The organism is Psychromonas arctica, assembly GCF_038155225.1.
Lineage (GTDB): Bacteria > Pseudomonadota > Gammaproteobacteria > Enterobacterales > Psychromonadaceae > Psychromonas > Psychromonas arctica_B.
In genome coordinates this window covers 57535-84074 of the sequence record NZ_JBAKBA010000017.1, presented here as the reverse complement: position 1 = coordinate 84074, position 26540 = coordinate 57535, and the positions used below count along the sequence as shown (strand labels likewise).

Annotated in this window: 24 protein-coding genes and 1 riboswitch; of the genes, 15 read left to right on the top strand and 9 right to left on the bottom strand. The window is 33.5% G+C overall.

Annotation, left to right across the window (positions count from 1 at the left end; genetic code table 11):
- Nucleotides 1-559: 559 nt before the first annotated feature.
- The 3 genes from V6255_RS09080 to V6255_RS09070 form a co-directional block, all read right to left on the bottom strand.
- Nucleotides 560-973 (bottom strand): DUF1499 domain-containing protein, encoded by a 414-nt coding sequence (locus V6255_RS09080; protein WP_341627863.1) that lies wholly within the window; start codon nt 971-973, stop codon nt 560-562.
- Nucleotides 931-1290 carry a hypothetical protein gene (locus V6255_RS09075; RefSeq protein WP_341627860.1) on the bottom strand — a complete coding sequence of 120 codons (360 nt, stop codon included), beginning with the start codon at nt 1288-1290 and terminating at the stop codon, nt 931-933. Before V6255_RS09075 ends, V6255_RS09080 begins: the two co-directional genes overlap by 43 nt.
- A gap of 164 nt (nt 1291-1454) precedes the next feature.
- On the bottom strand, nt 1455-1946 hold the full coding sequence (locus tag V6255_RS09070; RefSeq protein ID WP_341627859.1) for a MarR family transcriptional regulator: 492 nt from the start codon (nt 1944-1946) through the stop codon (nt 1455-1457).
- Nucleotides 1947-2082: 136 nt separating this feature from the next.
- Here V6255_RS09070 and V6255_RS09065 point away from each other — a divergent pair, with 136 nt between their 5' ends.
- Nucleotides 2083-3273, top strand: a complete 1191-nt coding sequence (locus V6255_RS09065) for a multidrug effflux MFS transporter (RefSeq protein WP_341627858.1) — start codon at nt 2083-2085, stop codon at nt 3271-3273.
- A gap of 273 nt (nt 3274-3546) precedes the next feature.
- On the opposite strand, the gene V6255_RS09060 is transcribed toward V6255_RS09065, so the two are convergent.
- Nucleotides 3547-4131 (bottom strand): hypothetical protein, encoded by a 585-nt coding sequence (locus V6255_RS09060; RefSeq protein ID WP_341627857.1) that lies wholly within the window; start codon nt 4129-4131, stop codon nt 3547-3549.
- A gap of 343 nt (nt 4132-4474) precedes the next feature.
- Here V6255_RS09060 and V6255_RS09055 point away from each other — a divergent pair, with 343 nt between their 5' ends.
- From V6255_RS09055 to V6255_RS09035, 5 genes are all read left to right on the top strand, one after another.
- Nucleotides 4475-5344 carry an MYG1 family protein gene (locus tag V6255_RS09055; protein WP_341627856.1) on the top strand — a complete coding sequence of 290 codons (870 nt, stop codon included), beginning with the start codon at nt 4475-4477 and terminating at the stop codon, nt 5342-5344.
- A gap of 272 nt (nt 5345-5616) precedes the next feature.
- The gene (locus V6255_RS09050; protein WP_341627855.1) at nt 5617-5814 is read left to right on the top strand and encodes a DUF1315 family protein; all 198 of its coding nucleotides are present in this window, start codon (nt 5617-5619) and stop codon (nt 5812-5814) included.
- Between the two features lie 62 nt (nt 5815-5876).
- A complete protein-coding gene (locus V6255_RS09045; protein ID WP_341627854.1) occupies nt 5877-6233 on the top strand; it encodes a hypothetical protein in 357 nt (118 codons plus the stop codon).
- 144 nt (nt 6234-6377) lie between these two features.
- The gene (locus V6255_RS09040) at nt 6378-7763 is read left to right on the top strand and encodes a class II fumarate hydratase (protein WP_341627853.1); all 1386 of its coding nucleotides are present in this window, start codon (nt 6378-6380) and stop codon (nt 7761-7763) included.
- A 509-nt stretch (nt 7764-8272) separates the two neighbouring features.
- Nucleotides 8273-8731, top strand: coding sequence for a hypothetical protein (locus tag V6255_RS09035; protein ID WP_341627852.1), 459 nt, complete (start codon nt 8273-8275; stop codon nt 8729-8731).
- Nucleotides 8732-9028: 297 nt separating this feature from the next.
- Here V6255_RS09035 and V6255_RS09030 read toward each other — a convergent pair whose 3' ends face one another.
- The gene (locus V6255_RS09030; RefSeq protein WP_341627851.1) at nt 9029-10930 is read right to left on the bottom strand and encodes a methyl-accepting chemotaxis protein; all 1902 of its coding nucleotides are present in this window, start codon (nt 10928-10930) and stop codon (nt 9029-9031) included.
- A gap of 429 nt (nt 10931-11359) precedes the next feature.
- A riboswitch (cyclic di-GMP riboswitch) is annotated at nt 11360-11448 on the top strand.
- Between the two features lie 77 nt (nt 11449-11525).
- On the opposite strand from V6255_RS09030, the gene V6255_RS09025 reads away from it, so the two are divergent.
- The 4 genes from V6255_RS09025 (at nt 11526) to V6255_RS09010 (ending at nt 16521) form a co-directional block, all read left to right on the top strand.
- Nucleotides 11526-12956 carry a fibronectin type III domain-containing protein gene (locus tag V6255_RS09025; RefSeq protein ID WP_341627850.1) on the top strand — a complete coding sequence of 477 codons (1431 nt, stop codon included), beginning with the start codon at nt 11526-11528 and terminating at the stop codon, nt 12954-12956.
- A 934-nt stretch (nt 12957-13890) separates the two neighbouring features.
- Entirely contained in the window at nt 13891-14133 is a 243-nt protein-coding gene (nrtS, locus tag V6255_RS09020) for a nitrate/nitrite transporter NrtS (RefSeq protein WP_341627849.1), read from the top strand.
- 78 nt (nt 14134-14211) lie between these two features.
- Nucleotides 14212-14718: a hypothetical protein gene (locus tag V6255_RS09015; protein WP_341627848.1), complete on the top strand. Its 507-nt coding sequence runs from the start codon at nt 14212-14214 to the stop codon at nt 14716-14718.
- A gap of 201 nt (nt 14719-14919) precedes the next feature.
- Nucleotides 14920-16521 (top strand): YHYH protein, encoded by a 1602-nt coding sequence (locus V6255_RS09010; RefSeq protein WP_341627847.1) that lies wholly within the window; start codon nt 14920-14922, stop codon nt 16519-16521.
- Nucleotides 16522-16617: 96 nt separating this feature from the next.
- Here the strand turns inward: V6255_RS09010 and V6255_RS09005 are convergent, their stop codons facing one another.
- Nucleotides 16618-16866 carry a DUF3297 family protein gene (locus V6255_RS09005; RefSeq protein WP_341627846.1) on the bottom strand — a complete coding sequence of 83 codons (249 nt, stop codon included), beginning with the start codon at nt 16864-16866 and terminating at the stop codon, nt 16618-16620.
- Nucleotides 16867-17267: 401 nt separating this feature from the next.
- Here V6255_RS09005 and V6255_RS09000 point away from each other — a divergent pair, with 401 nt between their 5' ends.
- The 3 genes from V6255_RS09000 to yqfB all read left to right on the top strand — a co-directional run bounded on the left by V6255_RS09000 (nt 17268) and on the right by yqfB (nt 20262).
- The gene (locus tag V6255_RS09000) at nt 17268-17759 is read left to right on the top strand and encodes a hypothetical protein (protein WP_341627845.1); all 492 of its coding nucleotides are present in this window, start codon (nt 17268-17270) and stop codon (nt 17757-17759) included.
- A 539-nt stretch (nt 17760-18298) separates the two neighbouring features.
- The gene (locus V6255_RS08995) at nt 18299-19741 is read left to right on the top strand and encodes a methyl-accepting chemotaxis protein (protein WP_341627844.1); all 1443 of its coding nucleotides are present in this window, start codon (nt 18299-18301) and stop codon (nt 19739-19741) included.
- A gap of 194 nt (nt 19742-19935) precedes the next feature.
- Nucleotides 19936-20262 carry a N(4)-acetylcytidine aminohydrolase gene (gene yqfB, locus V6255_RS08990; RefSeq protein WP_341627843.1) on the top strand — a complete coding sequence of 109 codons (327 nt, stop codon included), beginning with the start codon at nt 19936-19938 and terminating at the stop codon, nt 20260-20262.
- 149 nt (nt 20263-20411) lie between these two features.
- Here yqfB and V6255_RS08985 read toward each other — a convergent pair whose 3' ends face one another.
- On the bottom strand, nt 20412-21734 hold the full coding sequence (locus V6255_RS08985) for a DEAD/DEAH box helicase (protein ID WP_341627842.1): 1323 nt from the start codon (nt 21732-21734) through the stop codon (nt 20412-20414).
- A 337-nt stretch (nt 21735-22071) separates the two neighbouring features.
- Nucleotides 22072-22893, bottom strand: a complete 822-nt coding sequence (locus V6255_RS08980; RefSeq protein WP_341627841.1) for a GGDEF domain-containing protein — start codon at nt 22891-22893, stop codon at nt 22072-22074.
- Between the two features lie 401 nt (nt 22894-23294).
- On the opposite strand from V6255_RS08980, the gene V6255_RS08975 reads away from it, so the two are divergent.
- Nucleotides 23295-24221 carry a glutaminase gene (locus V6255_RS08975; RefSeq protein ID WP_341627840.1) on the top strand — a complete coding sequence of 309 codons (927 nt, stop codon included), beginning with the start codon at nt 23295-23297 and terminating at the stop codon, nt 24219-24221.
- Between the two features lie 265 nt (nt 24222-24486).
- Here V6255_RS08975 and V6255_RS08970 read toward each other — a convergent pair whose 3' ends face one another.
- Entirely contained in the window at nt 24487-24759 is a 273-nt protein-coding gene (locus V6255_RS08970; RefSeq protein WP_341627839.1) for a hypothetical protein, read from the bottom strand.
- A gap of 582 nt (nt 24760-25341) precedes the next feature.
- On the opposite strand from V6255_RS08970, the gene V6255_RS08965 reads away from it, so the two are divergent.
- A complete protein-coding gene (locus V6255_RS08965; protein ID WP_341627838.1) occupies nt 25342-26208 on the top strand; it encodes a polysaccharide lyase family 7 protein in 867 nt (288 codons plus the stop codon).
- The last annotated feature ends 332 nt before the right edge of the window (nt 26209-26540 follow it).

Here is a 26540-nt window from a genome sequence, read left to right as displayed (position 1 = left end):
AACTAATTCAACTAATTCAACTAATTCAACTAATTCAACTAATTCAACTAATTCAGTTAAAAGGTAATTGATTTAACTGGGTGTGGAAATGAAACTTGGTATAAATTATTAAGCAACATGGTCGATCCTGATGGCTTTAAGATTCAGGCTATGATGCCGACCCATCCGATGGTATTGCTTTAGATAAAGATGTTTCTTATAGCATTACAGTCGATGGCGATGATATGAATGTCACTATTAGCCAAAATGGAAAAACATTAGCTGATGAAGATATTGATATATTTGAGAGTTGTTATGATGATTCTGATAATTATATGTATTTCAAAGTAGACATCTTTTTATAATATTGTGATGATCAAGAAGAGTGTGAAAGTGATACAGATGATTACACTAAAGCGACTTTTTATGAGTTAAGTAATAGTCATGATAACTATAGTTATGAACATGGTGATTAAATGAACTTAGCTAATTTATAGCTTAGGTAATTATTTTAATTAATTAGATAAATGGCCACTGTTAACGTGGTCATTTTTGTATCTCGTCAGATTTTAATTAGCAGTTAGTTAGAGAATATTTTTGAGAATTCAATAATACGTTTTGCATTAACACCTCTGTCACCACGTCCAATACGAGAGATACTTCTAATATCAATACGACTACCGCTTTCTTCAGCTGATACTCTAATAACTATATCATCTGCGAAATTAAAGAAGGGGGTTCTTGCTGTGGCTTCAAAAGTAAATGGGGTTGGTTGATCTGCGATAATTTCCCACCCCATCGATTTTGCAATGGTTAATGCTTTATCGTAGGCTTGTTGGGCTGTCATATTAGATATTAAAGGTTCAATATTGGGAAAAGCTTGTCTTTGTTGTTGAGCAATATTTTCGCCTTCATAAACTAACGTATTCTTTGCACCTGGACGGTTATCTGTTAAAAATGAGAATGTCGGAGGTGTTTGAGTATCAGTGGTAATGTCTTAATTGCTGGGTAACGAGTCGGTTCATTGATAATACTCGCTATTGTAGGGCTTAAAATGACTAACCCCAGTACTAAAGCAATTAAAGATTTCATAGCAAATTTAAACTGTTTACTGTAGAGATTCAAAATTAGTGTGCTGATAGCTGTGGCGATGGCAATATAACCTAATATATTATTATAATTCCTACTCGCTTTAAAACCGACAATTGGCTCCCATAAATTAATAGAAGAACCAAACATCATTAATGCAGCAATTGAAATACACATTGTTGCCACGAATAATGCTGTATTACTTAAATCTATTCTTTTCATAAATTCCTCTTCCGGATTTCTATAATCAGTTTGTTAAAGTGAATACTTGTTTATACCAAACTGTATCTGTACCGGTTACCATTCAGCTGCAAAACTCAGCAAATGTTGAAGTGAACAGATGCTAGGCTGAAAGAACAACATTTAACGGGTATAATTCTTTTTTGTTATTCCCAAACATTGATGATTTTTGCTAATAACGTATTTAATTGTGCTTTTTCATTTTCGCTTAATATTGACATTCTTTTTTGTTCATCAGCATGTAATTCGACAATAACTTTATTAATTAAGCGCTTACCCGTTTCTGTTAATTGAACGAGTCTTCCGCGTTTATCGTTAGGGTTATCAATACGTATGATCAAACCAGCCACGTTAAGACGATTTAATACTTTAGTTAACCCGCCTGAACTGAACAACATAGCAGTAGATAACTCTGTGGGTGTTAAGCAATGCGGCTGGTTTTCTTTCCTTAGTGTTTCTAGTACAGAAAATTCAGCCGGCTGTATAGTGTAATGACTTAATACTTGTTCAAGATTACGGTGTAAATAAGTGCTAATTCTATGAATACGCAATATTTCAGGTGATAAGCCTTCATTTGAATCGGGCCAATTATTTTTGGTTTTAATTAATATTTCACTAACAGGTGTTCGTTTGATCATAAGGTTACCTCTTTTACTTATTTAATATACCTTGCTAGAAAGATAAAATACACTTATTATTAGCTTTCTAGAAAGCAAGATTAAATCAATAGACAAACAATTTAATCGATAAATGCAAAGTGAGTTAAGAGGTTTTATGAACAAATATATATCAGCACCATTATTATTTTTATTAGCGGGTATTTCTGCATTAACTCCATTTGCTACAGATGGATACTTATCTGCGATTCCAGTGATGGCAAAAGATTTAAATACAGATATCTCGATGGTATCCATTACGGTTAGCCTTTATATTTTCGGCTTAGCAATAGGGCAGTTAATTGGTGGACCATTATCAGATCGCTTTGGTCGTAAATCTATTATTGTACTGGGACTTATCATATTCAGTATTGCTAGTTTTTTTATTCCGTACGCGACTTCTTTAGAAATGTTATGGGTGGTTCGAATTATTCAAGCCATCGGTGGGGGTGTTTCTGTGGTCGGTGTGCCAGCTATTATCCGTGATAATACAGCTGGCAAAGATTCAGCTCGGTTGTTTTCATTAATTATGCTGATCACTATGTTGGCGCCTTCTATTGCACCTTCTGTGGGAACTCTTATTTTAAAAGCATTAAATTGGCAGTGGATTTTCACTTCATTATTCGTAGTGGGGGTCATTGTTACAATCGCGGTTGTGATTATTATGCCAAAAGACGTTAAAGCGACTAATAACATTAAAGGCGGCGGTTATTTAAGTGTCTTTAAAGAAAAAAGGGCATTAGGCTATTTAGTGGCACAAGGCTTTTGTTTCTCTGTATTAATGACATTTTTAACTAATGCACCTTTTGCTTACATAGAACATTTTCAAGCGAGCGAAACTTTCTTTTCAGGCTTATTAATTTTAAATGTATTGGGAGTATCGATTGTGAATAGAATTAATCATCATTTATTACATCGTTATGAACCAAATCAATTATTAACATTATTTTTAAGCGTGCAGTTAATTGGTATTGTTGTTTTAGTTGTTGCGACTGTCTTTTTTCCTGATAATTTATGGTTTACTGTGGCAGGTTTTGTACTTACGACGGCAACAATTGGCGGCGTTATACCTAACGCTAGTGCCTGCTTTATGCATTACTTTGGGAAGAATGCAGGGATCGCGGCTGCAACATTAGGCGCGACACAATACATATTAGGCGCTGTTGTTAGTGCTGTTGCGGCAATATTAAGTCATGACTCATTGTGGCCAATTGTATTAATTATGATGACCGCAACCTTAATTGCGCTTCTTGGAGCGACTTATCGCTCTCAACCACAATTAACTTCTGATTTAGAAGAGCAAGTGTAAATAAAGTATTAGAAAAGAAGTTAAGTGCTTATTGACGAGGCTTTATACTTTGTTGAGGATACCCCCTCTATGTAGATAGAGGGGTATTTTTAAATAAAGGCAATGATTAGGGAAACATTAATTACTTTTTATGACGACAGCTAATTACTTTTTTAAATCAATCTGACTGCTATTTATCTATTTATCTATTTATCTATTTACCTATTTAATTATTCAATTATTCAATTATTCAATTATTCAATTATTCAATTATTCAATTATTCAATTATTCAACTATTTACCTACTAACTTTTTCAATAAACTGCTAATAATCGACATAAAACTGACTGTTTCAGCATCTGCTGAACTAGCAGCACTTTCTGCTTTAATTGCTTCTTTGTTCTCTGGGATTGCACGTATCATATCCGTTAAACTTTCTTCATCGAAAATGAACCCATCACTTTCGCCTTCTTGGGATTCATATTTATCGATTAACAAATCAAGTAGATTAACGATAGTACTGGGTTTGTTATGTGAACCTATATTATCAAAGACGGCGCCATCACCTAATTCAACAATTCTACGGCGAGGACGGAATTGGCTTTTACGGTCACTTAATTCTTTCCACGTTAGTTTATTAACGGTGGTTTCAATTTTATGATCATTCTTCCAATAAAGCGCATCACGACCAATGATTAAACCTCTATGGAATTGAGTAAAAGATGTCCGCATTGCTGCCAATACATATTCATCATCGGGAATGTCTAATACCGCACGTGCATAATGCTCGATTTCACGTGGTACAAGAGGGTTCATGTTAAAGTTATTTTCCCCATGGTAATACGTTAGGATCTTAATTATCTCATCCAGCATATTCATTTGTAACTCCTTGATAAAATTAAGGTGCTTATCTTACTAGATTTATCGTTTTTAAACAGGATAAAAGCACTATGCTCATCTCGTTTTAAGCTATTGAATAAAGGTTTATAAGAAGATGTTCGAATACTGGTTTCCTTTCACTGCTATTTGAATAAATAATTGTTCATATAGCCATTAAAATGACGGTTTATTTAAAGCATCTTTGTTGATTAACGGTGCTGCCTGTTTTTGTTGGCTATCATAGTATAGAATCCACTTTGTAATTTTTATTTATTAACTATTTAAAAACCATCAATTCAACATTCGTGACTACTTCTTATCTCTTTCTAAAATGACATAAAAAATGACTCAAACAACTATAGCAACGCATAACGGTAACTTTCATGCTGATGATGTTTTTAGCATCGCGGCTCTTAAAAATATTTTTCCTTCTATTAATCTGATACGTACACGTGATTTAGAAGTGATTAATAAAGCGGATCTTGTGATCGATGTTGGTGGAATATATGACGCTGATGCAGGACGTTTTGATCATCATCAACGTGGCGGTGCTGGTCAGCGTGAAAATGGTATTCCGTATTCATCATTCGGCCTTATTTGGCAGAAATATGGTGTTGAGATCTGTGAAGGAAATGAAGACGTCGCTAAATCTATTGATTCAGGTTTAGTGTCTACCATCGATGCGATTGATTGCGGCCATGTTGAAGGTGTTGCTCAAGGTATTAGCTTGAGTCAAACTATTTCAATGTTTAACCCTACTTGGCAAGAAGACAGTCATTTTGATACTTGTTTTGATGAAGCCGTTGAATTTGCATCACGTGTATTAGCTCGATTTATTGCTTCTGCGAGTGGTGGTATTAGTGCAAAAACAATCGTGGCAGCCGCGATTGATGATGCAGAAGACGCAAGAGTGATTGTGTTAGAAAAATACATTCCTTGGAAAAGAACAGTACACGCTTTATCTAAAGAAGCGCTGTATATGGTTTATCCTTCATCAACAGGGCAATGGAGAATTCAAACGGTTCCTGTTGAACCTGGATCATTTGAGGATAGAAAGTCATTACCTGCTCCTTGGGCTGGACTGTCTGATGAAGCGCTTAAAGATGTGACTGGCATTGATGACGCAATGTTTTGTCACAACGGCTTATTTATTGCTGGCTGTGAGTCTTTTGAAAGTACGATGAAAATGGCTAAAATGGCATTAGAAGCATAATATTTTAATGTAAGAGATGGAGTTTTTCATCTCTTACTGATCTTTAAAACCTAACCCTAATCCTAACCCTATAACTGTTTCCCCAAATTCACTTCTTATTATACCTTTTGATATTTTATTTTTACTTTCATGCAATGCTTATAACGCTCACACTTTTATTATCTTTGTCTTCTGGCTATTATCTTATTAATCAAAAAATATTTGCAAATGATAATCAATTGCATTAGTGTTTTGTTAATAATTTATTGAACTGGATAAAACATGAAACATTATTGGAAAAAAGCATAGGGTGGTTAAGTTTGTTTGAACAATTGTCTTTAAATTTACCTCATGAAATATGCAAAGAATTTCGCATCGCATTAACACTGGGCTACTGGAAGAACGGCTTACAATTAAGTGACAAACAACGAAAAATTTGTGAACAAGCCTTGTTTTACAGTGAAAAGAATAAATCATCTATTATGCATTAATCGTTAAGTTATTTATTTTAATGCATTAATAGATAGCTATTAATCATAAAGGAGTCTGTTAGATGGACGCACTTCATAGAAAGATTAGATACGCAGAAGAAGTCGATAACCCATTACTCTTCTCACATTTTCTCAGCACTGACTTTAATGCTGATATCGACAATGATGGTTATCATGAGCAGTGCCTAGTCACTAAAATTGAACAACGAGCCTGTTTATTAGCACAATTTGAGTTGTTATTGGTGACATTATCAGATCAAAGTATTCCCATGCATTGGCGTCTTCAATGTTTAGACCATATTAATAAACCTTTATTTACATTACAGCGATTAGTGGATGATGAAGACAGTGCAGAACAGGTTAAAGGTTTGTTTACTGAGCTTAAAATGATTAATCAGTCTTTATTGCATAGTCTATAGATTTTTAAATTAAAAATAACTATCTGTGATACTTGGGCTGATTCAGTTTGTCTTTAATGAACCATTTTAGCCTTATTAAAGCTATAAAAGAAATACAAGTAATACAAGTACATTATCGAAACATCGTCATAAGAGACCATTAAAATGAAAAATACGCGTATTGAACAAGATAGTATGGGTGAGCTAGAAGTCGCATCAGAAGCGCTTTATGGCGCTCAAACACAACGTGCAATTAACAACTTTCCAATCAGTGGTAATCAATTACCCAAGTCATTTATAAAATCCTTATTATTAATTAAAGCTGCCGCAGCAAAAACCAATGTCACATTAGGCCAAATACCACCAAAAATGGGGGATGCTATCGAACAAGCCGTAAAACAGCTGCTCAATGAGCCTCAATTAATGACACATTTTCCCGTTGATATTTATCAAACTGGCTCTGGTACGAGCACTAACATGAATGCAAATGAAGTGTTAGCCACCATTGCTAGTGGTATCTACGGAGAAAAAGTAGGGGCGAATGATCATATAAATTGCAGTCAAAGCAGTAATGATGTGATACCGACGGCTATCCATGTGAGTGCTTCATTAGCATTACATCAACATTTAATCCCTTCATTGCAGCGATTAGCTAGCACCACTCGTATCAAAGCAGAGACTGTCCATCATCATATTAAAACTGGGCGAACTCATTTAATGGATGCAATGCCAATTCGCTTAAGTCAAAGTCTCAATGGTTGGGCTTCACAAATAGAGCTTAACATAGCGCATTTGAAAGGATTACAAACGAGCATTCAAAGTTTAGCTCAGGGTGGAACTGCAGTGGGAACGGGTATTAATGCCGATCCACAATTTGCTGCACTTTTTAATCAAAACTTATCAACCATGACAGGTATTCACTTTACGCCTGCAGATAACTTTTTTACTCATATAGGTACTCAAGATATTGCCGTTTCATTGTCAGGGCAATTAAAAGCAACCGCTGTGTCCATCATTAAAATATCCAATGATTTACGTTGGATGAATTCTGGCCCATTAGCAGGTCTGGGTGAAATAGAGTTAGAAGCACTTCAACCGGGCTCATCTATCATGCCTGGTAAGGTTAACCCTGTAATAGCAGAAGCTGCGGCAATGGTTGGTGCACAAGTGATAGGTAATGATGCTGCGATTACGGTCGCGGGTCAGTCAGGTAACTTTGAATTAAATGTTATGTTGCCATTAGTGGCTAATAATTTACTATCTAGTATTGAATTATTGGCTAATGTAAGTGTTTTATTAGCAGATAAAGCGATTAAAACGTTTACTGTTAATGAACAAAAATTAAAAGAAGCATTAACCAGAAATCCTATTTTAGTGACTGCTTTAAACCCTGTTATTGGTTATGAAAAAGCGGCTAAGATTGCAAAAATTGCTTATGCAGAAGGGCGTCCAATCATAGAGGTGGCTGATGAATACACCGATTTATCAAAAGAAGAGTTGATGGTGTTGTTAGATCCAACTAAATTAACCGAAGGTGGGATAAGTGGGTAATAGGCCTTAGATCTTCAATAAGCTGCTTTTAAACGGTTTTACATTGTTTGAAAGTCGCTTATTACTCATTATTATTTACAGGGTCTATTTTCTACTTATTAATATTGAAGCTAAGTAACCATTATCGAGTTTATTTATTTTAGCTTTTAGTATTTAGTCTTAATAAAAGTACTACCTCCTTTAGATTACCTAGCCCATAAACGATTCTTGGTCAATAAATTCTATAAACGATTAAAATATCACTTACTTTCACTCTTCTTTTTATATCTAAAATCTATACTTCGAATCTTATACATCAAATCTTATGGAACATATTGTATGTCGTTATAGTGTGCAACTGCCTACTTACTAAACACTTAAAATGAACCTATCTACTATTTGCTCGTCCAAACCAGGTATAGAGTTGATTAATATTCTTCATTGTTTAATAAAAACTAATTAAGATCTTATTAAATGCTTTTTACGTATATTAACGTCAACTTACATTTTATGTTTTATTAGAAGATACAATGAACAATACGATTGCTACATTTATGAGAAATTTCTTCTCAAAAGTACTTACTATTATCTTTTTTGGGCTAGCGGCAGCGATTATTTTCTCTTTATTTCAACATATTATAGATGGCATTATTAACCAAGTTGACCTTACTGAGCTTTTATTAAAGGGGATTAACACTGGGATTATCGCATTGGCCGTTTTTGAATTAGCGTTAATTATTCATAAAGAATATTCTGAACCAGAGGACGACAATAAAAAAGATGCAATAGAAACATTGCGTGGAACATTACCTCGTTTTATTGGCACTGTGTGCGTCGCTTTAGCATTGGAAGGGTTGATCATGGTGATTAAATACAGCCAGTTAGATTTAGCTGGTAATCTTTATTATCCAGTGGCAATTATAATGAGTACTGCATTACTATTAACATCACTAGGTGTTTTCTTATTCTTAACTGAAAAACGTAAATAGTTCTGTTAAAAATACTGGAATTAAAAAAACAATCATTGATCAATATGTATTGATGGATAAGTCATTCATTAACAGTAAGAGTAAGTACTCAATGTAAAAGCTTTGTTTATATTATCGACATCGACATCGACATTAAGTTTAAGTCGATAATATACAAAGCTTTTTTATAATTTCTTTTTAACAAAATAGCCGTTAAGTTTTAATTAGCTACTTAATCATTCATTACCTCTCTATTCGCCTTATTACTGCTTCAATAACCATTCGTTTTATACTCGGTTAAGGCATGATTCTGAACTGTTAAGATTTAAATCGATTAACTAAATTGTCTAAACTTGAGGCCATTGATTTTAATAAATCAGTAGAAGATTCAATACTTTTAGATGCTTCTGCACTTTCTTCCGTTCGATCGCTAATGTTAACAACATGTACATTAATTTCATTGATAACCGCAGATTGCTCTTCTGTCGCTGTTGCAATTTGAGTGTTCAAATCAGAGATATGTTGAACATTTTGTACAATATCATTTAAAGCTACATTTGTTTTCTTTGCTGCATCAAGTCCAAGGATTGCTTGTTTACGACTTTTATGTACCGAATCAACTGCCATTTTTGAACCATCTTGAAGTTCAGTAATCATTTTATGAATTTCATCAGTTGAATCATGAGTTTTCTTCGCAAGGTTTCTTACTTCATCGGCAACAACAGCAAAACCTCTACCATATTCACCTGCTCGCGCCGCTTCAATCGCCGCATTAAGTGCGAGTAGATTTGTTTGATCTGAAATACCACGTATAACATCAAGCACGCTACTAATGGAATCACTACGTTTTGCTAATATTTCAATATTAGATGAAACATCTTCCATATCATCTGCCATATGACTAATAGTTTGGGTTGATTCATTAACTACTATTTGTGCCTGTGATGTCATGTTTGTTGCTTCATTAGTTGTCTGTGCTGCAACAGCTGCATTGTTAGCAATTTCAGCAATCGTACAACCCATTTCGTGAATAGCAACAGACACTTGGTGTGCTTCATCACGCTGTTTATCCAGTGAAAGTTTTGATATATTTGCATCTTGATAAACACTATCAGAGGCATCTTTGATATTTGAAGACGTTGATTTAACATCTTGAACGACAGTGCGAATGTTTCCTACAAAAGCGTTAAAACCTTTAGCTAATTCAGAAATCTCATAAGCACCATCCTCATCAACTTTACTAGTAAGGTCACCTTCACCTTCACCTAAGATACGAAAGTTATCAGCCATTTTTTTAATCGGCAATACGAGTTGATTAGCAAGAATGATACTAAATCCAACAAATATGATAATAATGACGATAAATATGATGATTATATTGTTACGTGACTCATTGAGTTGAGCATATAGCTCTGCTTTAGGAACTTCAGCGATGATATACCAACCCAAGCTTTCAATGTAACTAGTCGATATTACGAACTCTCCTACTTGTTGAAATGCAAAAGGCTTTTTTGTAAACAATGTTTTATTATCTAGATCAGGATAAATATCATTAACATTTTTAGTTTCTGCAAAGTCACGGTTTTTGTGTACTTTAACTAGGCCATCTTGATTAGCTAGATAAACAAATCCTGTTTCTTCTATTTTAAATTGGCGCAATAAATTTGCAATGTCAGTGAATGTTCTTGATACACCTGAAGATCCACGACCATTGATTTGTTGGTAATTCACGAAAACATTAATAGTGCCATCACTTTCAGTATAAGTACTCGCTGATTCTGCTAAACCACTATTTTTGAATTTGTAATACCATGCATCATGATCATCATTTTTTAATGCACGAAGAAACCCATCTTGATTCCAATATTTAGCTGAATCCCTTTCTATATACGAAGCATTGCTCAAGGTATTGCTCTTAGCAATACCTTGTAAATATTCAGTAAGTAAACGATCTGTTTCTATAGAATTATTATTATCAATTAATCTGTAAATGAAAGGGTTGTTTGCAATCGCTTTCGTTATTGCTTTCATTTCAGAAATTTCGCCGTCGACTGCCTGTGAGACTCGTTGAACTAAATTAGGTAGTTCTGAATTCTCTAGCCTACTTAATAATAACTCTCTAGATTTCATTTGCGAAACAAAGGCAATAATCCCTGTAGAGACAAAAACAGTAAGTAAAATGCTAAGAATTAATCGATTTTTTATAGATAAAGAACGCATAAAAGCCTTAATAAGTCGTCATAGTTGAGCAATCTTGGAATTAGATGTTAGTGGTGGAGAAACTGTAATCACCACAATAAAATAACCATTAGGAGGTAGTGTAGCACTTGGTAAGTTCTTAACAATTAATTATTTTTATTAATTTCGCATATTATAAATTCAAAAAAACTGTAGTTTTAGGGCTAAATTTCTCATTTTTTAGTTTTTTATAAAAAATATTTCAAGATAAACTTTAAGGTTATTTACTCATTAACGTCATCTATATTTATTTAGATGTAAATTTAACTATCTGTATTAATTAGGATCGTTTTTAATTTAATAATTAATTGTACAAATTAAAATTACTGAACTACCTTTTTAGAGGTAGTTAATTTGCTGCCAATAAATTTAAATATAAAAAATAAATCATTTAAATGTTTGCATGTTATAGCTTGAAAAAGGCAAAATAAGGGAAACCTTATGACGCAAAACCACCGGCCTATCGACTTTTTAATGTCTATGGTAGCGGAGTTACCGAGGCGATGATCGTTATCTTCCTCCACTTTAAAATATAAGCCATACCGCATTAATAAATGATAATCCTGTGGAGGGAAAAGTGAATAAAACATACTTTAATATAAAAAGTGCAATTGTTGCTACATCATTGTCATTCTTAATGAATGTACCGATTTTTGCAGAAACATTACAAGTAAGCTGGTCAGATAGTTCTTCAAATGAAGACGGTTTCATAGTAGAAAAACGTCTTTTAGCTAATGGTGAATTTGAAATTATTTCAACACTGACTGCAAATATTAGTTCTTATATTGACTCAGATGTAATTCTCGATGAGACTTACTGTTATCGTATCATTGCTTATAATCAAGCTGGCGAAAGTCCCTCGGAAGAATCTTGTTTAGCTGTTATTGGTGAAAATGACGTGGAACCCATCACTCCTAAAACAGGAGGTAAAGCATCTACTCCTGAATATACATATACAGACATAACCATCTCACACCAGTTTATTAGTAAACCAAGTGCTATCGAAATTGGAGATAAAAAACTGTATTCGTTTAAAAGTGATGAAACTTATAATGAATCTTATAGTGACAGCAGTATTGAGAATGCTGAGTTTTATACTGAAAGTGGAAGAGTCAAAGAATATAGTCGTGATTACTTCAGTTTCCAAAAAAATAGTAATGAGTTAGTTAATGGTTATGTCCACATGGGCTTTAACAGTGGCAACAAGCTATCGTTCGATATCGAGTCTAATGGAGCGAAACAAGTTGCAACCCTCTACATGCAAGCAGGTGTTTGGACTAACGAAGCTTCATCTATTGTTGTAACAGTGGGGGATACTGAGCAGTATATTACCTTACCAAGAGGTTACTCATGGCAGTATATTAGTGTTGACATTACTTTTGATGGAACAGCACCTGTAACAATATCGACTGATAAAGATCAAGGTGGTTATAGTGGTTTAATGTTTGCAGGTATTGTTATTAATGATCCAGTATTCCTTGAAGAAGTTGATATCGAAGAAGCGATTCAATATGCATCTTTGTTATCTGTAGATACTGGGGTAGATACCACTATTGATGTCTCAAGCGTTGAGTTTACAACATATACGATGCAAAAAGGTAATGATGACTTTTCAGATGCAAGTGTAGAAAGCATTTCATATTTCGGCACTAACAGAACATCATCTAATACTTATAAATTTATTACACAAAACGATGTCACCTATTCAGGTTATAAGTCAATGAATTGGAATGAAGAAAATGGTGTAACAATTAAGTTAGAAAGTGGTGAATCGCAAATCAATATTGTATCGTTATATTTTTCTGCCGGTGCTTGGTCTAGAGAAACAGCTATGATAGAAGTTGTCATTAACGGTGAGAGTGAATTTATAGAATTAAGCTCAGGTTATTCATGGAAAAAAATGAAAGTTGATATTGAATTTGAAGGTGAATTAAATCTGAGTATTCGTCCATCAGGTATATTAGGTGGTTACAGTGCATTTAAATTTGCTGGATTAACACTGTATTAAGATAACCAATTTTAATATAAATAATTTTAAAAACCGAATTTGTAAAATTCGGTTTTTTTATGTGTTTAATTTCACTTTTAAAATTGACGTAGAGAGAGACTTTAATAGGCTCCGCTTTTCACTTATATGAGATATCAAATTTATATCTTTAATTAAATTGAAAGTGCTACGTTAGGCGTTTGCTTTATCGCAGTGGCTCATTTAATTATAGCTAGTATCTTAGTTACAATTTTTATTGGTGAAGGTATCTTCCCAAGTATTATTGCTTTTATCATTACAGGTATTTTCTTTTCCTAGTTATTCAAAAAATACGGTCATCGGCTTTGTACTTGTAGGGATCAGTATTGGAGCTCAACTTCTATTATCGCAGGATTAGGTTTTGCTCTTTCTTAAGTTGTTAAATGCATTAGTTTATTTAAGTAATGACTCTAGATACCCGTTACCATTAAAGGTGTAAAATATAGCAAACAGTACTTAGTAAACAGTGAAGAGAACAGATTCTAGGCATAAAGAGGAAGAGCTAACGGGTTAAATCGGCACTTTCTAACAACGAAGATGTTTAATTCACTTCTTTGCTTCTGAGGTGCTAGCTTGAAAGCCAACTATGTGTTGAAACCTTCGATAAGGACTAATTATTGCCATCAGGTTGCACCTTGATTTGACTAGCTAACGATTATAAAGCACGTTGAACGGTAACGGATATACGTGTAAGGAAATTAATTTAATTGTTTATTCTAAATGTTCTGTTCTATCTCTTATTTTCTACAAATAATTATCCTCTTTTACACCTACGAACTTCACTTTCAGAGCTTATCAAACCACATAAAAACTACATAAAAACTACACAAATACTATATCTGTGCCATATGAATGGTAGCTGCTTAGAATATTTTGTGTATTATTCCTAAATATTTAATAATTAGGACTATCCATCATGACGAAGCAATCTCCCAAATTCCTAGATTTAGCCCTCACTTCAAAAGTGGTAAAACCAGCCTTGAAAGTTGCATTGTTTGTAGGGACATTACTTGCTCTAATAAATCACGGGAGTGCTATCTTATTAATGGACTTAGATATTAGTCGATTCTTTCAGATTGTCTTGACCTACTTTGTACCTTACGGCGTATCAACTTATTCAGCTGTTAAAGCCATACAGAGTATTGAAAAAGCAAAATAACACATATTAATAAATTGATTAATCGCTTTTTTATAAAACACGTTTGTAATTTTTGTTTAGTTTTAATGGGATTTCCTTATGAAGATTATTTACCTTTTTAGTTTTTTATTTTTTAATACGTTTAATGTAATGGCACAAGAAGAAGTCATGGACCACTCTCACTTGCCTATTAACGTGCCTGATAATATCGCGACGCCAGCTTTGAGTTTACATCTCGTAAAAGATGCAATGTCTGGTTATAACCTAACATTAGAATTACAACGCTATACCCTTATACCGCCACCGGAGAGTGTTTTATCGATGATGGAATTAATGAAAGCCAGTATCAATAAAAAATCTGGGTTTGTTGAAGGGCATGCTCACCTTTATGTTAATGGTATTAAAATTCAACGAATTTATGGTAAACATCTTCATATAAATAAATCGATATTCAAAAATGGCATTAATACTGTTTCAGTTACCTTAAATAACCATGGTCACATGTATTGGGTTGCACACGATAAAAAAGTGTTATCCACTTTATATGTTGATATAGCTAAAACACCTTTTATTACCTACAAGTTTGAAAGCTTCCCTGTTAAATGATTTTTCTGTTTGAAATATTAAAAAGAGTCCAGCTAGGTTTTTTCTTCATTTTTGCAATAAGTTAAATCATATAAACAAATTAATTGTCATTAATTCTTAAACCCTTTTATTTAATTTTTAATAGTTACACATTCACTGCACATTATTTGCACATTGTTGTTATAAATTAGTTAAATATTATTATTATTAGAGGTTTAAAAAATGAAAAATAAGGAGAGTTTAAAAATAATATTAAATATATTTTTAATACTTGGTTTATCAAGCTGTGGTGATTCTTCGTCTGATACAACGGATACTGATGATACGAGCGTCGAAGAAAGTACTACAACAGCTGATAATTCATCACCTGTTGTAGATGCGGGTGAAGATCAAACAGTCTCTGAAACTGAGACAGTAATACTAAATTTAACGGTTACAGATGATGATGAAGTGACAATAACTTGGTCTCAAACATCTGGCACTACAGTCTCTTTGTCAGAGACAAGTAGCTATAATCCTACTTTTACCGCACCTGATGTAGATGAAGCAAGTGAGTTAATTTTTCAGGTAAGCGTGGACGATGGTGAAAATGCTGCGGTAACAGATAGTGTCAGTATCACTGTGTTAGATGACAGCGATGAAGATACTACTTGGATTATTAATAATACTACTACCTCTACGTATATTATCGATGATGATGGCGTTGGGGTGATTGAAGACGTTCAATCAACGGAAACAGTAACCGTTGATGATGTAGAATATACTTATGTTTTAGCGAAAGGTATCCCTAAATACGATGTGACGATTACTTCTGATATGATTGAAACATTAGATGATCGCCCCAAAGCTGCTACTGATTTCGAGGATGGTTACACAACGACAGCTGCTGGTGATATTGTCCTATTTGGTCAAGATATTGGATATAACAGCAGTTCAGAGTATTGTGACGATACAGGCGGAGCTGGTTATTGGCCTCCTGGCCCTGGTTGTCCACTTGAACAAAGTGTTGAAGCTTATTTACCAGTAACACCAACTGATATACTAGATGATGATGAGGTTTGTGAAACAGGGCTAAACACCGTTGGACTGATGGTTAATGGTGTTGCGATCTTTAATTGGGGTGATGGCATGAGCTATGGTGAGAGCCAATGGTACAATTTAGCCCCCGTTGCTGAACAATATGATGTTGATATTTGTGAAGGACACGCAGCAAATGGGACATACCATCATCACTTTTATACTAACTGTTTAGCAACATTATTAGATGATACGGGAAACGATCATTCACCTATTTATGGTTTTGCTGCTGATGGGTATGCATTATATGGTCCTTATGAGAGTGATGGTCAATTAGCAATCAGTGGTTGGAAAATGCGTAATTATGGCGCTTCAGAATCTGAAGGTGGTTGTGATACAGAAGGGCAGCGTACATGTGTACTCGTTGATGAATACGATGTTGACGCTGGCGTGGTTGATGCTGATTCAGATGGTCCTGATATTGGTGAAGATGTTACAACATTATCAGATAATACTATTGCTGCCGATGATGGTTATTATTACGAAGATTATTATTACGCAAAAGAAGAAGTCACTGGCGCAGTACTTGATGAGCATAATGGACATGATACTGGCGATGGGAAAGGCTACCATTATCATATTACCTTAACAGAAGATGAGGATGGCACATTAACTGCTTCTTTCCCTTATCAAATGGGGCCTAGATTTAAAGGTGAGCTCCCTGATAATTCATTTGCTTCTTGTGATACCGATGCAGATAGCGATGTTGATTTAGGACCCGGTACGGATGGCGGACCACCACAATAAACATTAACTTTTCTTTATGATTTTATTGTTAACAAGAATTCAAACTAAAAAGGTGCTGTAATACAGCACCTTTTTTTATCATTAAAACAATAATTTCTAACGATAAAAAGCTTCTACAGTCCCTTTTTTCATCACTAGTAGTGGATTTCCACGACGGTCTAGTGCTTTATGTGCAGCGACTTTTACCCAACCTTCACTAATACAATATTCTTCAACATCAAAACGTTCTTTTCCATTAAAACGAATACCAACCTCATATTCAAAAATTTCAGCGATATGGTGAGGGCTACGTGGATTGCCAGAAAAGCGATCAGGTAGAGCTGGTTTTGATTTAGTGTCGTTCATATTTATGCCTGTAGTAAATAAAAGTGCATCATTGTAAGCAATATAATAAAAACGCTCAAGAAATGTATTTATAAATTTTAACCTTTGTTTATTTATAGTAAAAAGCATATATAGAAGGCATTAAAAACTTCATCATTGATACATTAACTACTTTCTTAATAATTAAATTAACTGACGTTACCAATATCTTGTTTTTGTTTTTTTATGGTTTAATATTTATTTTTATTTTATGTTGTTGATGTGGAAATATATTTAACGTAATCTTACAGTTAGGTTTTGAATATCGAATTTTAATCCCCTTACTCGTCTCCTAAACGATCTACTAAACATTAAATATTGAAAAATTAACTATTAGCTCAATAAAACGAGTCTATTTATTTGGTTTTATACTGAGAGTAATAATGAAAAATTTGTGTGTTTATCTTGCGCTGTTGGTCTCTATCAACGTGTTGGCAGGTCAAGAGACGTCAATTGTTAATATTGCAAAAGAAAATAATTTCAATACTTGTATTCCACAACTTAAAATCGCTTCAGATTTTATAATTGGCAATAAAAAACATACAACTCATGCCTATTGGAACACAGATAAAGCAGATCAACGTATGTACTCAAGTTTGACATCAAAAGGCTATAGTGACGGCGATTCCCATGTCACAATCGCTGCAGCACAGACTATATCAGGTAAATGTGATGTATTTTATGTAGAAACATATGCTCTACCTAAAGCCTGTTTGGTCGCTCGTGAAGATACCTTTCAAGGATTTAAGTACAAAGGTACGATGAACGATAAAACATTATTACTTGAAAATGAATCTGGTGCGGTAAATATTTATCTTACTCCTCAAGGTGATTCAATCTGTCTTGTGTCTAAACGAGAGGCTTTATATCAATAAATATCTTCATATATATACCTTTTAAAGTATTTATTCTGGTTAAATATCATATTAAGAAAAATTGTTACCTTCATCAAGTACGATACTCATTGATGATATTGATACTACCTTCTCTAAATCCACTTACTTACTAATTCAATATTTTATTAATTCACTTAGTAGTGAAAGTCACCTTTAGTCAAAAGTAATAATTGCTAACAAAACAACTCCCTCCATTGAAGTAACGTTTTTGTGTTAATAAAAAATAATAAAATTAGCTAGTTATAAACTTCAAATGGGCAAGACAAAGTGAATAACAACATATTTTGTAAGTAAGCAGGATGAAATAATTATTAATTTAACCATAGTGATTAAAGTCACACTTTAGAGGTAGATTGATCATTAGACTGAGTGCATTAGCGAGATAGAAATATACCGTTTTTCTTGCTTAATCAGCACGTTAAGTTCCAAATTGTCATTTAAAAACAACTTTAATTTAATTTGGATAATTACTTTTTGCTCGCTGAAGCGACAATATTACATCAATATATGGAAATATTATGAAAGAAGTTCAGTTTAGAAATGTGGATAAATTATTTATTAAAATGTCTCTTAACGATAAGTTTTGGGTTATTTTTGGCTTATTTCTTATCGTATTAAGTAGTGTATCTATTAAGAGTTATCAGGACACATTAACGCAAATAGAAACACAATCTATGGTAGCTGTTGAACAACGGTTAACGGGAATGGTACAGGCATTAGAAGCAACTAAGCAACTCGAAAAATTAACGTCACTGGGCGTTCAAATAACATCAATTTCTCAAGAATCCTATCGTCAAAGCGATCAAGTGACTGCAGTCACTAAAATCACATCTCAACAATTTGCATCACTCACGCAATCTGTTTCTTCTTTAGAACAAGAAATGAAGCAACAAGCCTTATATTCATTAGCTTTATCATTTCTGTGGGTTTTACCATTAGGACTCATTCTTTATTGGACTGCAACATTCCTCAGTGGTGCATTATGGGTGCTATGGGATACGACGTTAAAGATTATAAAAGGCGATTTAACTTCTCGTTTAGGCTTCATAGAAGGGCGTGATGAATTCGGTACTATCGGTGCTTCACTTGATAAGGCAATGGATACGTTATCTGAGCTCGTTGATACGGTAAAAGAAAATACATCAATGTTGCATAATACTTCGTCTGAAATTGCACAACATAGCAAACAAAGTGAACAACAAATTAATCATCAATATACTTCATTAGATTCAGTAGCAACAGCGATGGAAGAAATGACTGCTTCTTCACTAGAAGTGACTACTATTTCACAAGGTGCTTCAAAACACGTTGAACAAAATTCTGACCACATCAAACAGAGCGATAACCGAGTTCGACTTGTTATTAGTGAGATACAACAATTATCGAATTACATTGAAGAAACATCTTATTCAGTGGCTACATTAAAAGCAAATGCGACAAAAATAGATGAAGTGATTACAACGATCAATTCAATTTCTGACCAAACTAACTTGTTAGCACTTAATGCTGCTATAGAAGCCGCTCGAGCGGGCGAAATGGGCCGAGGTTTTGCTGTCGTTGCTGATGAGGTTAGAACACTAGCAAGTCGTACACAAGATGCGACAGTTGAGATTCAGTCGATGATCAGTGACCTACAGTCTGAAACGAATAACATATCAAATATTACTAATAATACAGTCGAACAAGCACAAACCAGTACTGCCTTGATCAAAGAGATAGGTACTGATATCAACGCTATCGCAGAGTCTTCGCAAGCGGTTATCGAAATGACATTTCATATTGCCACCTCGTCAGAAGAACAAAGTTCCGTTGCTAATAATATTTCTTCCGAGCTCAGTGGAATTCGAGATCAATCGAACTCTATTCGTGACTTTGCACATCAGTCTTCATTAGGTACTAACAACTTATCAAATGGCACTGAGAATTTAGGACGAATATTAGCCTATTACCGTACTTCATAAAAAGGCTATGAATAAAAATAGTTGAAGACTGTAGTGAGTATGTACTGTTAATACAGTGCATACTTTACCCTTCAATTCTCTTAGAAGTTTAGAACACCTATTTATGTAATTGGTATAACTTCAAAGGGTTAAATAGTGTGATGATACAAGTCATAAGTGAATTATTGATGATATTAAAATATGAGGTATTAATTTTGAGTCTTACTGCAATAACTTTTTTTGAACGTTTTGAAGCTGATATTTTATCTGGTAAGAAAACCTTAACTATTAGAGATGATACCGAGAAGGATTTCCTACCAGGAAGTATTGTGCAAGTTTCAACTTATGAACAAAATCGATGGTTTTGCGTATTAAAAATAGAATCAGTTGAAGCTATTTTATTTTCTGATTTATCAGATATTCATGCAAAACAAGAGAATATGACGCTATCAGCACTAAAAAATGTCATCAAAGAAATCTATCCAAGTATTAGTCATTTATATGTTATTTCATATAAATTAATAAAAGAAAAAGTATTATAAAACCACTTCGAGTAAGCAGTTAAAGAATTTGTATTATTCTTGTTGATTTCGTTTTTTTGAATAATTCTAATTGTTCAATAGAGTCGATAAGACAAGGATAGAAACTTCATAAAAACCTATCCTTGTATCTCGCTACAATTTAGTAGAATTTAACTATTTCCTAACCAAATATCTGCATTAATTTGCGGTTGTTTTTTATTCTTTTTCTTACCCGTGCCTTCAGGTTTAGCCATCGGTTTGTCACCTGAAGCAAATACATCTTTAACAAACTCAATCGTTTCAAAGCCTGCGATTTGTTCTCTTTCAAGGCGTAATTTGTTCTTTTTTTCAATTACGTTGAAGTGATGATAATCTTCATGGTCAATAATAGATAACGCTAAACCGATTTCACCAGCACGGCCGCTTCGACCTATACGATGCATATAGTCCGATGGACTTCTTGGTAAATCAAAGTTGATTACAACAGGTAGTTTATCTATGTCTAAACCACGAGCTGCAATATCGGTAGCAATTAATACTTGAATTTCGCCAGCTTTAAAAGCATCAAGAACTCGAGTACGAGCTCCTTGCCCTTTGTCACCGTGAAAAACTTCAGCAGTAATACCACGTTTAGCTAGTTTATCTGCTAAATGATTACAGCTGTTTTTTGCATTTACAAATATTAAAGCTTGTTGCCAGTTATGTAACTTAATCAAATGTGCTAATAGAGCCGTTTTCTGGCCTTTATTTACTGTAAATACTCGTTGTACTAAAGTACTTGAGTCAGCACTTTGTAATTGAATTTCAATTGGATCATTTAGTAATGCTTCGGTTAATAACTTTACTTGTTCAGGGAAGGTTGCTGAAAACAATAAAGTTTGTTTTTGTGCCGGTAATAAAGCAAGTATCGAAGTTAATTCGTCAGTAAAGCCTAGACTTAACATACGATCGGCTTCATCTAAGACTAAGGTTTTTACTTTATCAAGTTTGATTGCATTACTTGAAATTAAATCTAATAATCGACCTGGTGTCGCCACTAATATACCTGTGCCGCCACGTAAGGCGAGCATTTGAGTATTAGCTGAAACACCCCCGAATACAGCAACCGTTTTAATTACACCATTAAAATGTACTGCATAAGATTTAATACTATCAGCAACTTGTTTAGCAAGTTCACGAGTGGGTACCAAAATTAGCCCTGATACATAATTACCTTCGCCGGTATTACTATTCGTTTTTTTACTCGTATCTGAATGTAAAGACAGTTTTTGCAAAAGAGGTAATGCAAACGCTGCGGTTTTACCAGACCCCGTATTAGCACCTGCTATCAAGTCACGTCCCGCTAATATATTTGGAATAGCTTTGGTTTGAATAGGGGTGGCTTGGTGATATTCAAGTTCAGTTAATCGTGCGAGTAAAGGTGAAATAAGGCCAAGGTCAATGAAGTTGGCTGTACTTGTATCTGTTGTAAAATTCGTTGTATCAGAGGTCATTAATATAAAAGGCTCAAAGCTGAAAATAATAGTTTTCTATTTTAACTTATTTATACAAGCTTGAGTTAATTAAATCGATGCAGTTCACGCTAACATAATAACCAAAACACAGAGCATTGAATTTTAAGTTAATATTCTTATTAAAAAATAAAGTATTTAACAAAATTAATGTGTTCAATGAGATATTAATAAGCAGGTTTATTTAACATATTTGAACGTTATTGGAAAAGCAGACGTTAATTACATTGTTTATTATGTAAAAAATGCATTAGGAGTGTAAGAGGAAAGAGTCAAAGAGACTGTTATAAAAATGTGTAAGCATTTTGATAATGTATTTTTATGCTGAAACCTTGTTTCGGCCATTTTGCTTTGCAATATATAAATTTGCATCAGCAGCATCAAATAATGCTTCTGCTGATTGGTCATTTTCTAAATAATTAGCGACACCAAAACTGCAAGTGACATCCCGAGCGAAAAAAAACGCATCATTAATATTTGCTTCGTCAGGTAACATTTGCGATTTTGAAAGATCGTAGGCTGTTACTTGATTAAGACCATAATTTCCTATTTGTAAACGCTCATCAATAACCATTCGTAACCTTTCAGCCACTAATATTGCATTTTCTAAATTGGTGTTAGGAAGTAAAATTAGAAACTCTTCTCCTCCATATCGATAACCAAAATCAGACGGTCGTAATGTTTCACTTAAAAGTAAGCCAAAAAGAGCTAAAGTATCATCACCTACAGAATGTCCAAATTCATCATTAATTGTTTTAAATTTATCTAAATCACACATTATCATCGAAAAATCGGTAAGTAGACCAAGGTATATTTCATTTTCTAAGCTTAATAGTTTTCGCTCTAAGAACTCTTTTTTCTTTAATCCAGTGAGATGATCTAATGATAAGTTATTAATTGCATTTAAGTTTTTAGCTGCTAAATCGATACGTCCATCGGCAAGATGCTGATTGTGAGAGTCTATAAATGCATAATTCATGGTGTCACGATAAAAAAGATCACATTGCAGTTCACTTGTACAACGCAAATCATCATCAGGACAGGGGATTTTTACAAACTCTAATAAAGAAAAAAAAGCATCCGAAAAACGAAACCCTGTATCTAACTCGATCACTTCACCTTGCTGATTTAAAACGTTCATGGAGTACCTTTTACGTGAAATGAATTAATTAAATGCCTATGATACTTTAAGATATAAAAACGGTAAATAAATTCAGCAGTTTTGTTTTCTAAATCAATAAGTAATAGGTTGTTCAAAGTAGCTTAATTTGCATATGTCAAAGCTAACTCTAATCAAATATTAATACTATAATTGAAAAGTTTTACTCGTTATTTTAAATACATAAAATAAACGATATATGAACAGTATAAGCTAATAAAAATAATTGTTTTTGTGGTAATTAATCTGTTTATAAAAAATTTACTAAGTATATTGTTTATCTTATTAAATAATTTGCTATGTAGTATTAAAAATTCCCTACAGATTACTTAATCATCATATATAAACAACATTAACTACCACTACTTTGGATTATTGAATAAATGATAAATACCATAGATTACCAAAAAATATTTTTTGAAATAACATCTGATTTTAAAGAAACTGATGATATTGGCACTATAGCAACTTATATACCTGAATTAGGAAAAGTAAATCCCAAAAAGTTGGGTATTCATTTAACGACCATTGATAACCAACATTATGCATTTGGTGACTCAGAGGAATCTTTTTCAATTCAAAGTGTGGCTAAAGTATTGTCATTGACACTCGCTTTGAAAATTATGGGCGGAGAGATATGGAAGCGTGTAGGTGTTGAACCATCAGGCTCTGCCTTTAACTCGTTAGTACAATTAGAGTACGAAAAAGGTATTCCAAGAAATCCTTTCATTAATGCGGGGGCTATTGTTATTTGCGACATTTTAGTAAGTTGTTTAGATAAGCCTAAGCAAGATTTATTAACATTTATTCGTGAAACATCGGGTATTGATAGCGTCAATTACTCATATCAAGTAGCAGAGTCAGAGAAAAAATGTGGTTATAGAAATTATGCGTTGGTTAATTTAATGAAAGATTTTGGCAATATTCATAATGATATCGATATTGTTTTAGATTTATATTTTTACCTTTGTTCAATTGAAATGACCTGTAAACAATTAACTCAGTCTTTTATGTTTCTTGCGTCGGGTGGTGTTAATCCGATTACAAATCAAAGCGTTATTAGCCCAACAAGAGCCAAACGTATTAACTCTGTTATGTTGATGTGCGGATTTTATGATGAAGCTGGTGATTTTGCCTTCAAAGTCGGACTGCCTGGTAAAAGTGGTGTTGGCGGTGGTATCGTTGCTATCCATCCGGGTAAGTTTTGTATTGCGGTTTGGAGCCCTAAATTAAATGCTAATGGTAACTCTTATAAAGGAATGAAAGTGCTTGAAGCACTGACGTCTAAAACGCAGTGTTCTATTTTTTGAGGTGTTTAAATCATCTAGGGTAATTAATGTAGTAGATTTATAATATTGATTAAAGTAGTTTCAAATAAGCTGCTCTCATAGATGTTCTATTGTTAAGTTCCCAATATCTTATTGTTAGGTTAATCACTTTTACTTAGCAGTAAGAAATGTAAACGAAGGACGACTGTCACTGTCCCTACAACTTAAGTCACATTATATAGCTCACATAATATAGCCCACCTAATAAAAAATAGCCTGAGATGTGCTTGATACCTAGAACACGCTGTTACACAGACATGCCTATTAAACTGCCAATAGTTTCGTTTGCTGCTATAGGTTTATCAGCTGAAAATGATCGAAATTCAGATAACCGAGTACTCACCACATCTTCACTTACAGATGTCGTTTTTGGGGTAGGTTGTTCAGCTGTTACTTTATCTATACTTTGTGTTTCTTTTTGTATTCTTGCCGCTTGATGATGGGCATTAGAGGTGTTCGGATCATTTCTCAATGCAGTTACTGCTTGAGCATGTATATTTACACTACCATTAATGTCCATTATTACCTCTCAAATTCATCGTAATCTTAAATAATTCATCGATCAGTATAAATTAGTTCCTCATCATTTCCTATATGCTAAATGTTAATGCTTATCACATTAATTACTCAATTTTGATCATTCAGAGGCCTTTATTTAGCTGTTAATTTGTCATTTTAATCTTTTTTATTTGATTTTGATAATCATTATCAAAGTAAAGTCAATAGCAAACAATTGATAAAAATACTTTAATCACATAATACTGATGATATTTATCTATATTGTCTGTAACCCTTCATATTTAAACTCGTTCTCTTTTCTACTTCTTTGTAGGTGCTATTTTCATTCCAGGTTTTCATTATCAGATGCCATAAAGCAGGAAAGAATAACCATTACTTTTTGTTTTTATTGATATTTTAATGTGATTTCTGAATAACCGTTTTTGAACAACTACTTTGTCTAAAAGTTGAATAATAGGTTCGTTTTAAATAGAAGACATTGGTTTGTGCACAAGGCAAACGAATAGCTCAAATATTTATAACTTCCTTTTTTACTTACTTTACAACCAATTAATAGTAATTCTAAAATTAAGGGAATAACTCAATGCAATTAACTACTCTCAATAAATCAATTGTTCTAGCATTATCAGTATTCAGTGGCAGTGTACTTGCTGCAGATACAGCACCTTATAATTATAAAAACAGCTCAGGTACAGCCATATTTCAATCTGCTCTTGACCAAGTTAAATTAACATCGCCAGATGGATCTAAAAAGCTTGCTGATGCTAGTTCGAGCGATCCTGACCTTTCTTTTGATGGTTACGTAACAGATGATTTTAGAGTGCCTAGTGGTGAAAATTATATGCAAATTACCCATGAAGGAGCAAAATCTTCACGTACTGAATTTCGTCATTTAACTGATTTTAATCGCTCAGATACGAATACTATGGAAGGTATTATAAAAGTAAATTCAACAACGAATGGTTTAGACGAAGTAACCGTATTGCAAGTTCATAATTCAGATAGTGAAAATATCGGTGCACCGTTAATGCGTATTGCTCAAATAGTAGAAGAGGGTACTAAATTCTATGAAGCTAAAGTCAGGTTATCGGCTTGTGATAAAGATACATGTGATGCGGAATATGATACTTATCGATGGTTAGACAGTAGTGGAAATCCTACTGTGAGCACAAATCAACATCGTTCTTTCTATGTACAAGTAAAAGATAGTGTAATAGAAATGAAAATGGATGGATTAAATGGCACGTTAATGTGCCAAAAAAGTGGTGAATATGCTGCTGCTAATTGCGATGATACAGATAAAGAGCATACTAATAGCGATGGTGATCATGAAATTGATAGTGACTGGCCAGAAGATGGCTTCTACTTTAAATCAGGGGCCTATATTCAAGATGCAGGCACAGCTGTGATTCGTTACAAGTCGTTATCATTTGATGTTGTAGGTTCTTAATTAATAAACGTACAACCAACACTGTTTCAAAAAATATATCATGCCCATTTGCTCAAAGTAGATGGGTATTTTATTATTGATATCTATCATTTTTAAAATAACTTTTATTTAATTGATTTAAAAAATATATTTTTTCATATAGACGCGTCACTAAGTGTTCAATGGGAGTGGTTTGTCTGTCTTATACTATGACTTGAACAACCTTCCTATCAATATCTTTCGTTCATTCTTTTGGGGTTAATCTAGCTACAAAATTCAGTTAAATTATTTTTATTTGAACGATCGGTCCAACAAGCCTTGAATTAAAAAAATTAGTCCTCAGTTATATATTC

What these genes read in the sequence shown, in the direction of transcription:
- V6255_RS09075 (WP_341627860.1), bottom strand. Translation starts at nt 1,290, where the DNA reads ATGAAAAGAATAGATTTAAGTAATACAGCATTATTCGTGGCAACAATG.
- V6255_RS09070 (WP_341627859.1), bottom strand. Translation starts at nt 1,946, where the DNA reads ATGATCAAACGAACACCTGTTAGTGAAATATTAATTAAAACCAAAAAT.
- V6255_RS09065 (WP_341627858.1), top strand. Translation starts at nt 2,083, where the DNA reads ATGAACAAATATATATCAGCACCATTATTATTTTTATTAGCGGGTATT.
- V6255_RS09060 (WP_341627857.1), bottom strand. Translation starts at nt 4,131, where the DNA reads ATGAATATGCTGGATGAGATAATTAAGATCCTAACGTATTACCATGGG.
- V6255_RS09055 (WP_341627856.1), top strand. Translation starts at nt 4,475, where the DNA reads ATGACTCAAACAACTATAGCAACGCATAACGGTAACTTTCATGCTGAT.
- V6255_RS09045 (WP_341627854.1), top strand. Translation starts at nt 5,877, where the DNA reads ATGGACGCACTTCATAGAAAGATTAGATACGCAGAAGAAGTCGATAAC.
- V6255_RS09040 (WP_341627853.1), top strand. Translation starts at nt 6,378, where the DNA reads ATGAAAAATACGCGTATTGAACAAGATAGTATGGGTGAGCTAGAAGTC.
- V6255_RS09035 (WP_341627852.1), top strand. Translation starts at nt 8,273, where the DNA reads ATGAACAATACGATTGCTACATTTATGAGAAATTTCTTCTCAAAAGTA.
- V6255_RS09030 (WP_341627851.1), bottom strand. Translation starts at nt 10,930, where the DNA reads ATGCGTTCTTTATCTATAAAAAATCGATTAATTCTTAGCATTTTACTT.
- nrtS (WP_341627849.1), top strand. Translation starts at nt 13,891, where the DNA reads ATGACGAAGCAATCTCCCAAATTCCTAGATTTAGCCCTCACTTCAAAA.
- V6255_RS09015 (WP_341627848.1), top strand. Translation starts at nt 14,212, where the DNA reads ATGAAGATTATTTACCTTTTTAGTTTTTTATTTTTTAATACGTTTAAT.
- V6255_RS09010 (WP_341627847.1), top strand. Translation starts at nt 14,920, where the DNA reads ATGAAAAATAAGGAGAGTTTAAAAATAATATTAAATATATTTTTAATA.
- V6255_RS09005 (WP_341627846.1), bottom strand. Translation starts at nt 16,866, where the DNA reads ATGAACGACACTAAATCAAAACCAGCTCTACCTGATCGCTTTTCTGGC.
- V6255_RS09000 (WP_341627845.1), top strand. Translation starts at nt 17,268, where the DNA reads ATGAAAAATTTGTGTGTTTATCTTGCGCTGTTGGTCTCTATCAACGTG.
- V6255_RS08995 (WP_341627844.1), top strand. Translation starts at nt 18,299, where the DNA reads ATGAAAGAAGTTCAGTTTAGAAATGTGGATAAATTATTTATTAAAATG.
- V6255_RS08985 (WP_341627842.1), bottom strand. Translation starts at nt 21,734, where the DNA reads ATGACCTCTGATACAACGAATTTTACAACAGATACAAGTACAGCCAAC.
- V6255_RS08980 (WP_341627841.1), bottom strand. Translation starts at nt 22,893, where the DNA reads ATGAACGTTTTAAATCAGCAAGGTGAAGTGATCGAGTTAGATACAGGG.
- V6255_RS08975 (WP_341627840.1), top strand. Translation starts at nt 23,295, where the DNA reads ATGATAAATACCATAGATTACCAAAAAATATTTTTTGAAATAACATCT.
- V6255_RS08970 (WP_341627839.1), bottom strand. Translation starts at nt 24,759, where the DNA reads ATGGACATTAATGGTAGTGTAAATATACATGCTCAAGCAGTAACTGCA.
- V6255_RS08965 (WP_341627838.1), top strand. Translation starts at nt 25,342, where the DNA reads ATGCAATTAACTACTCTCAATAAATCAATTGTTCTAGCATTATCAGTA.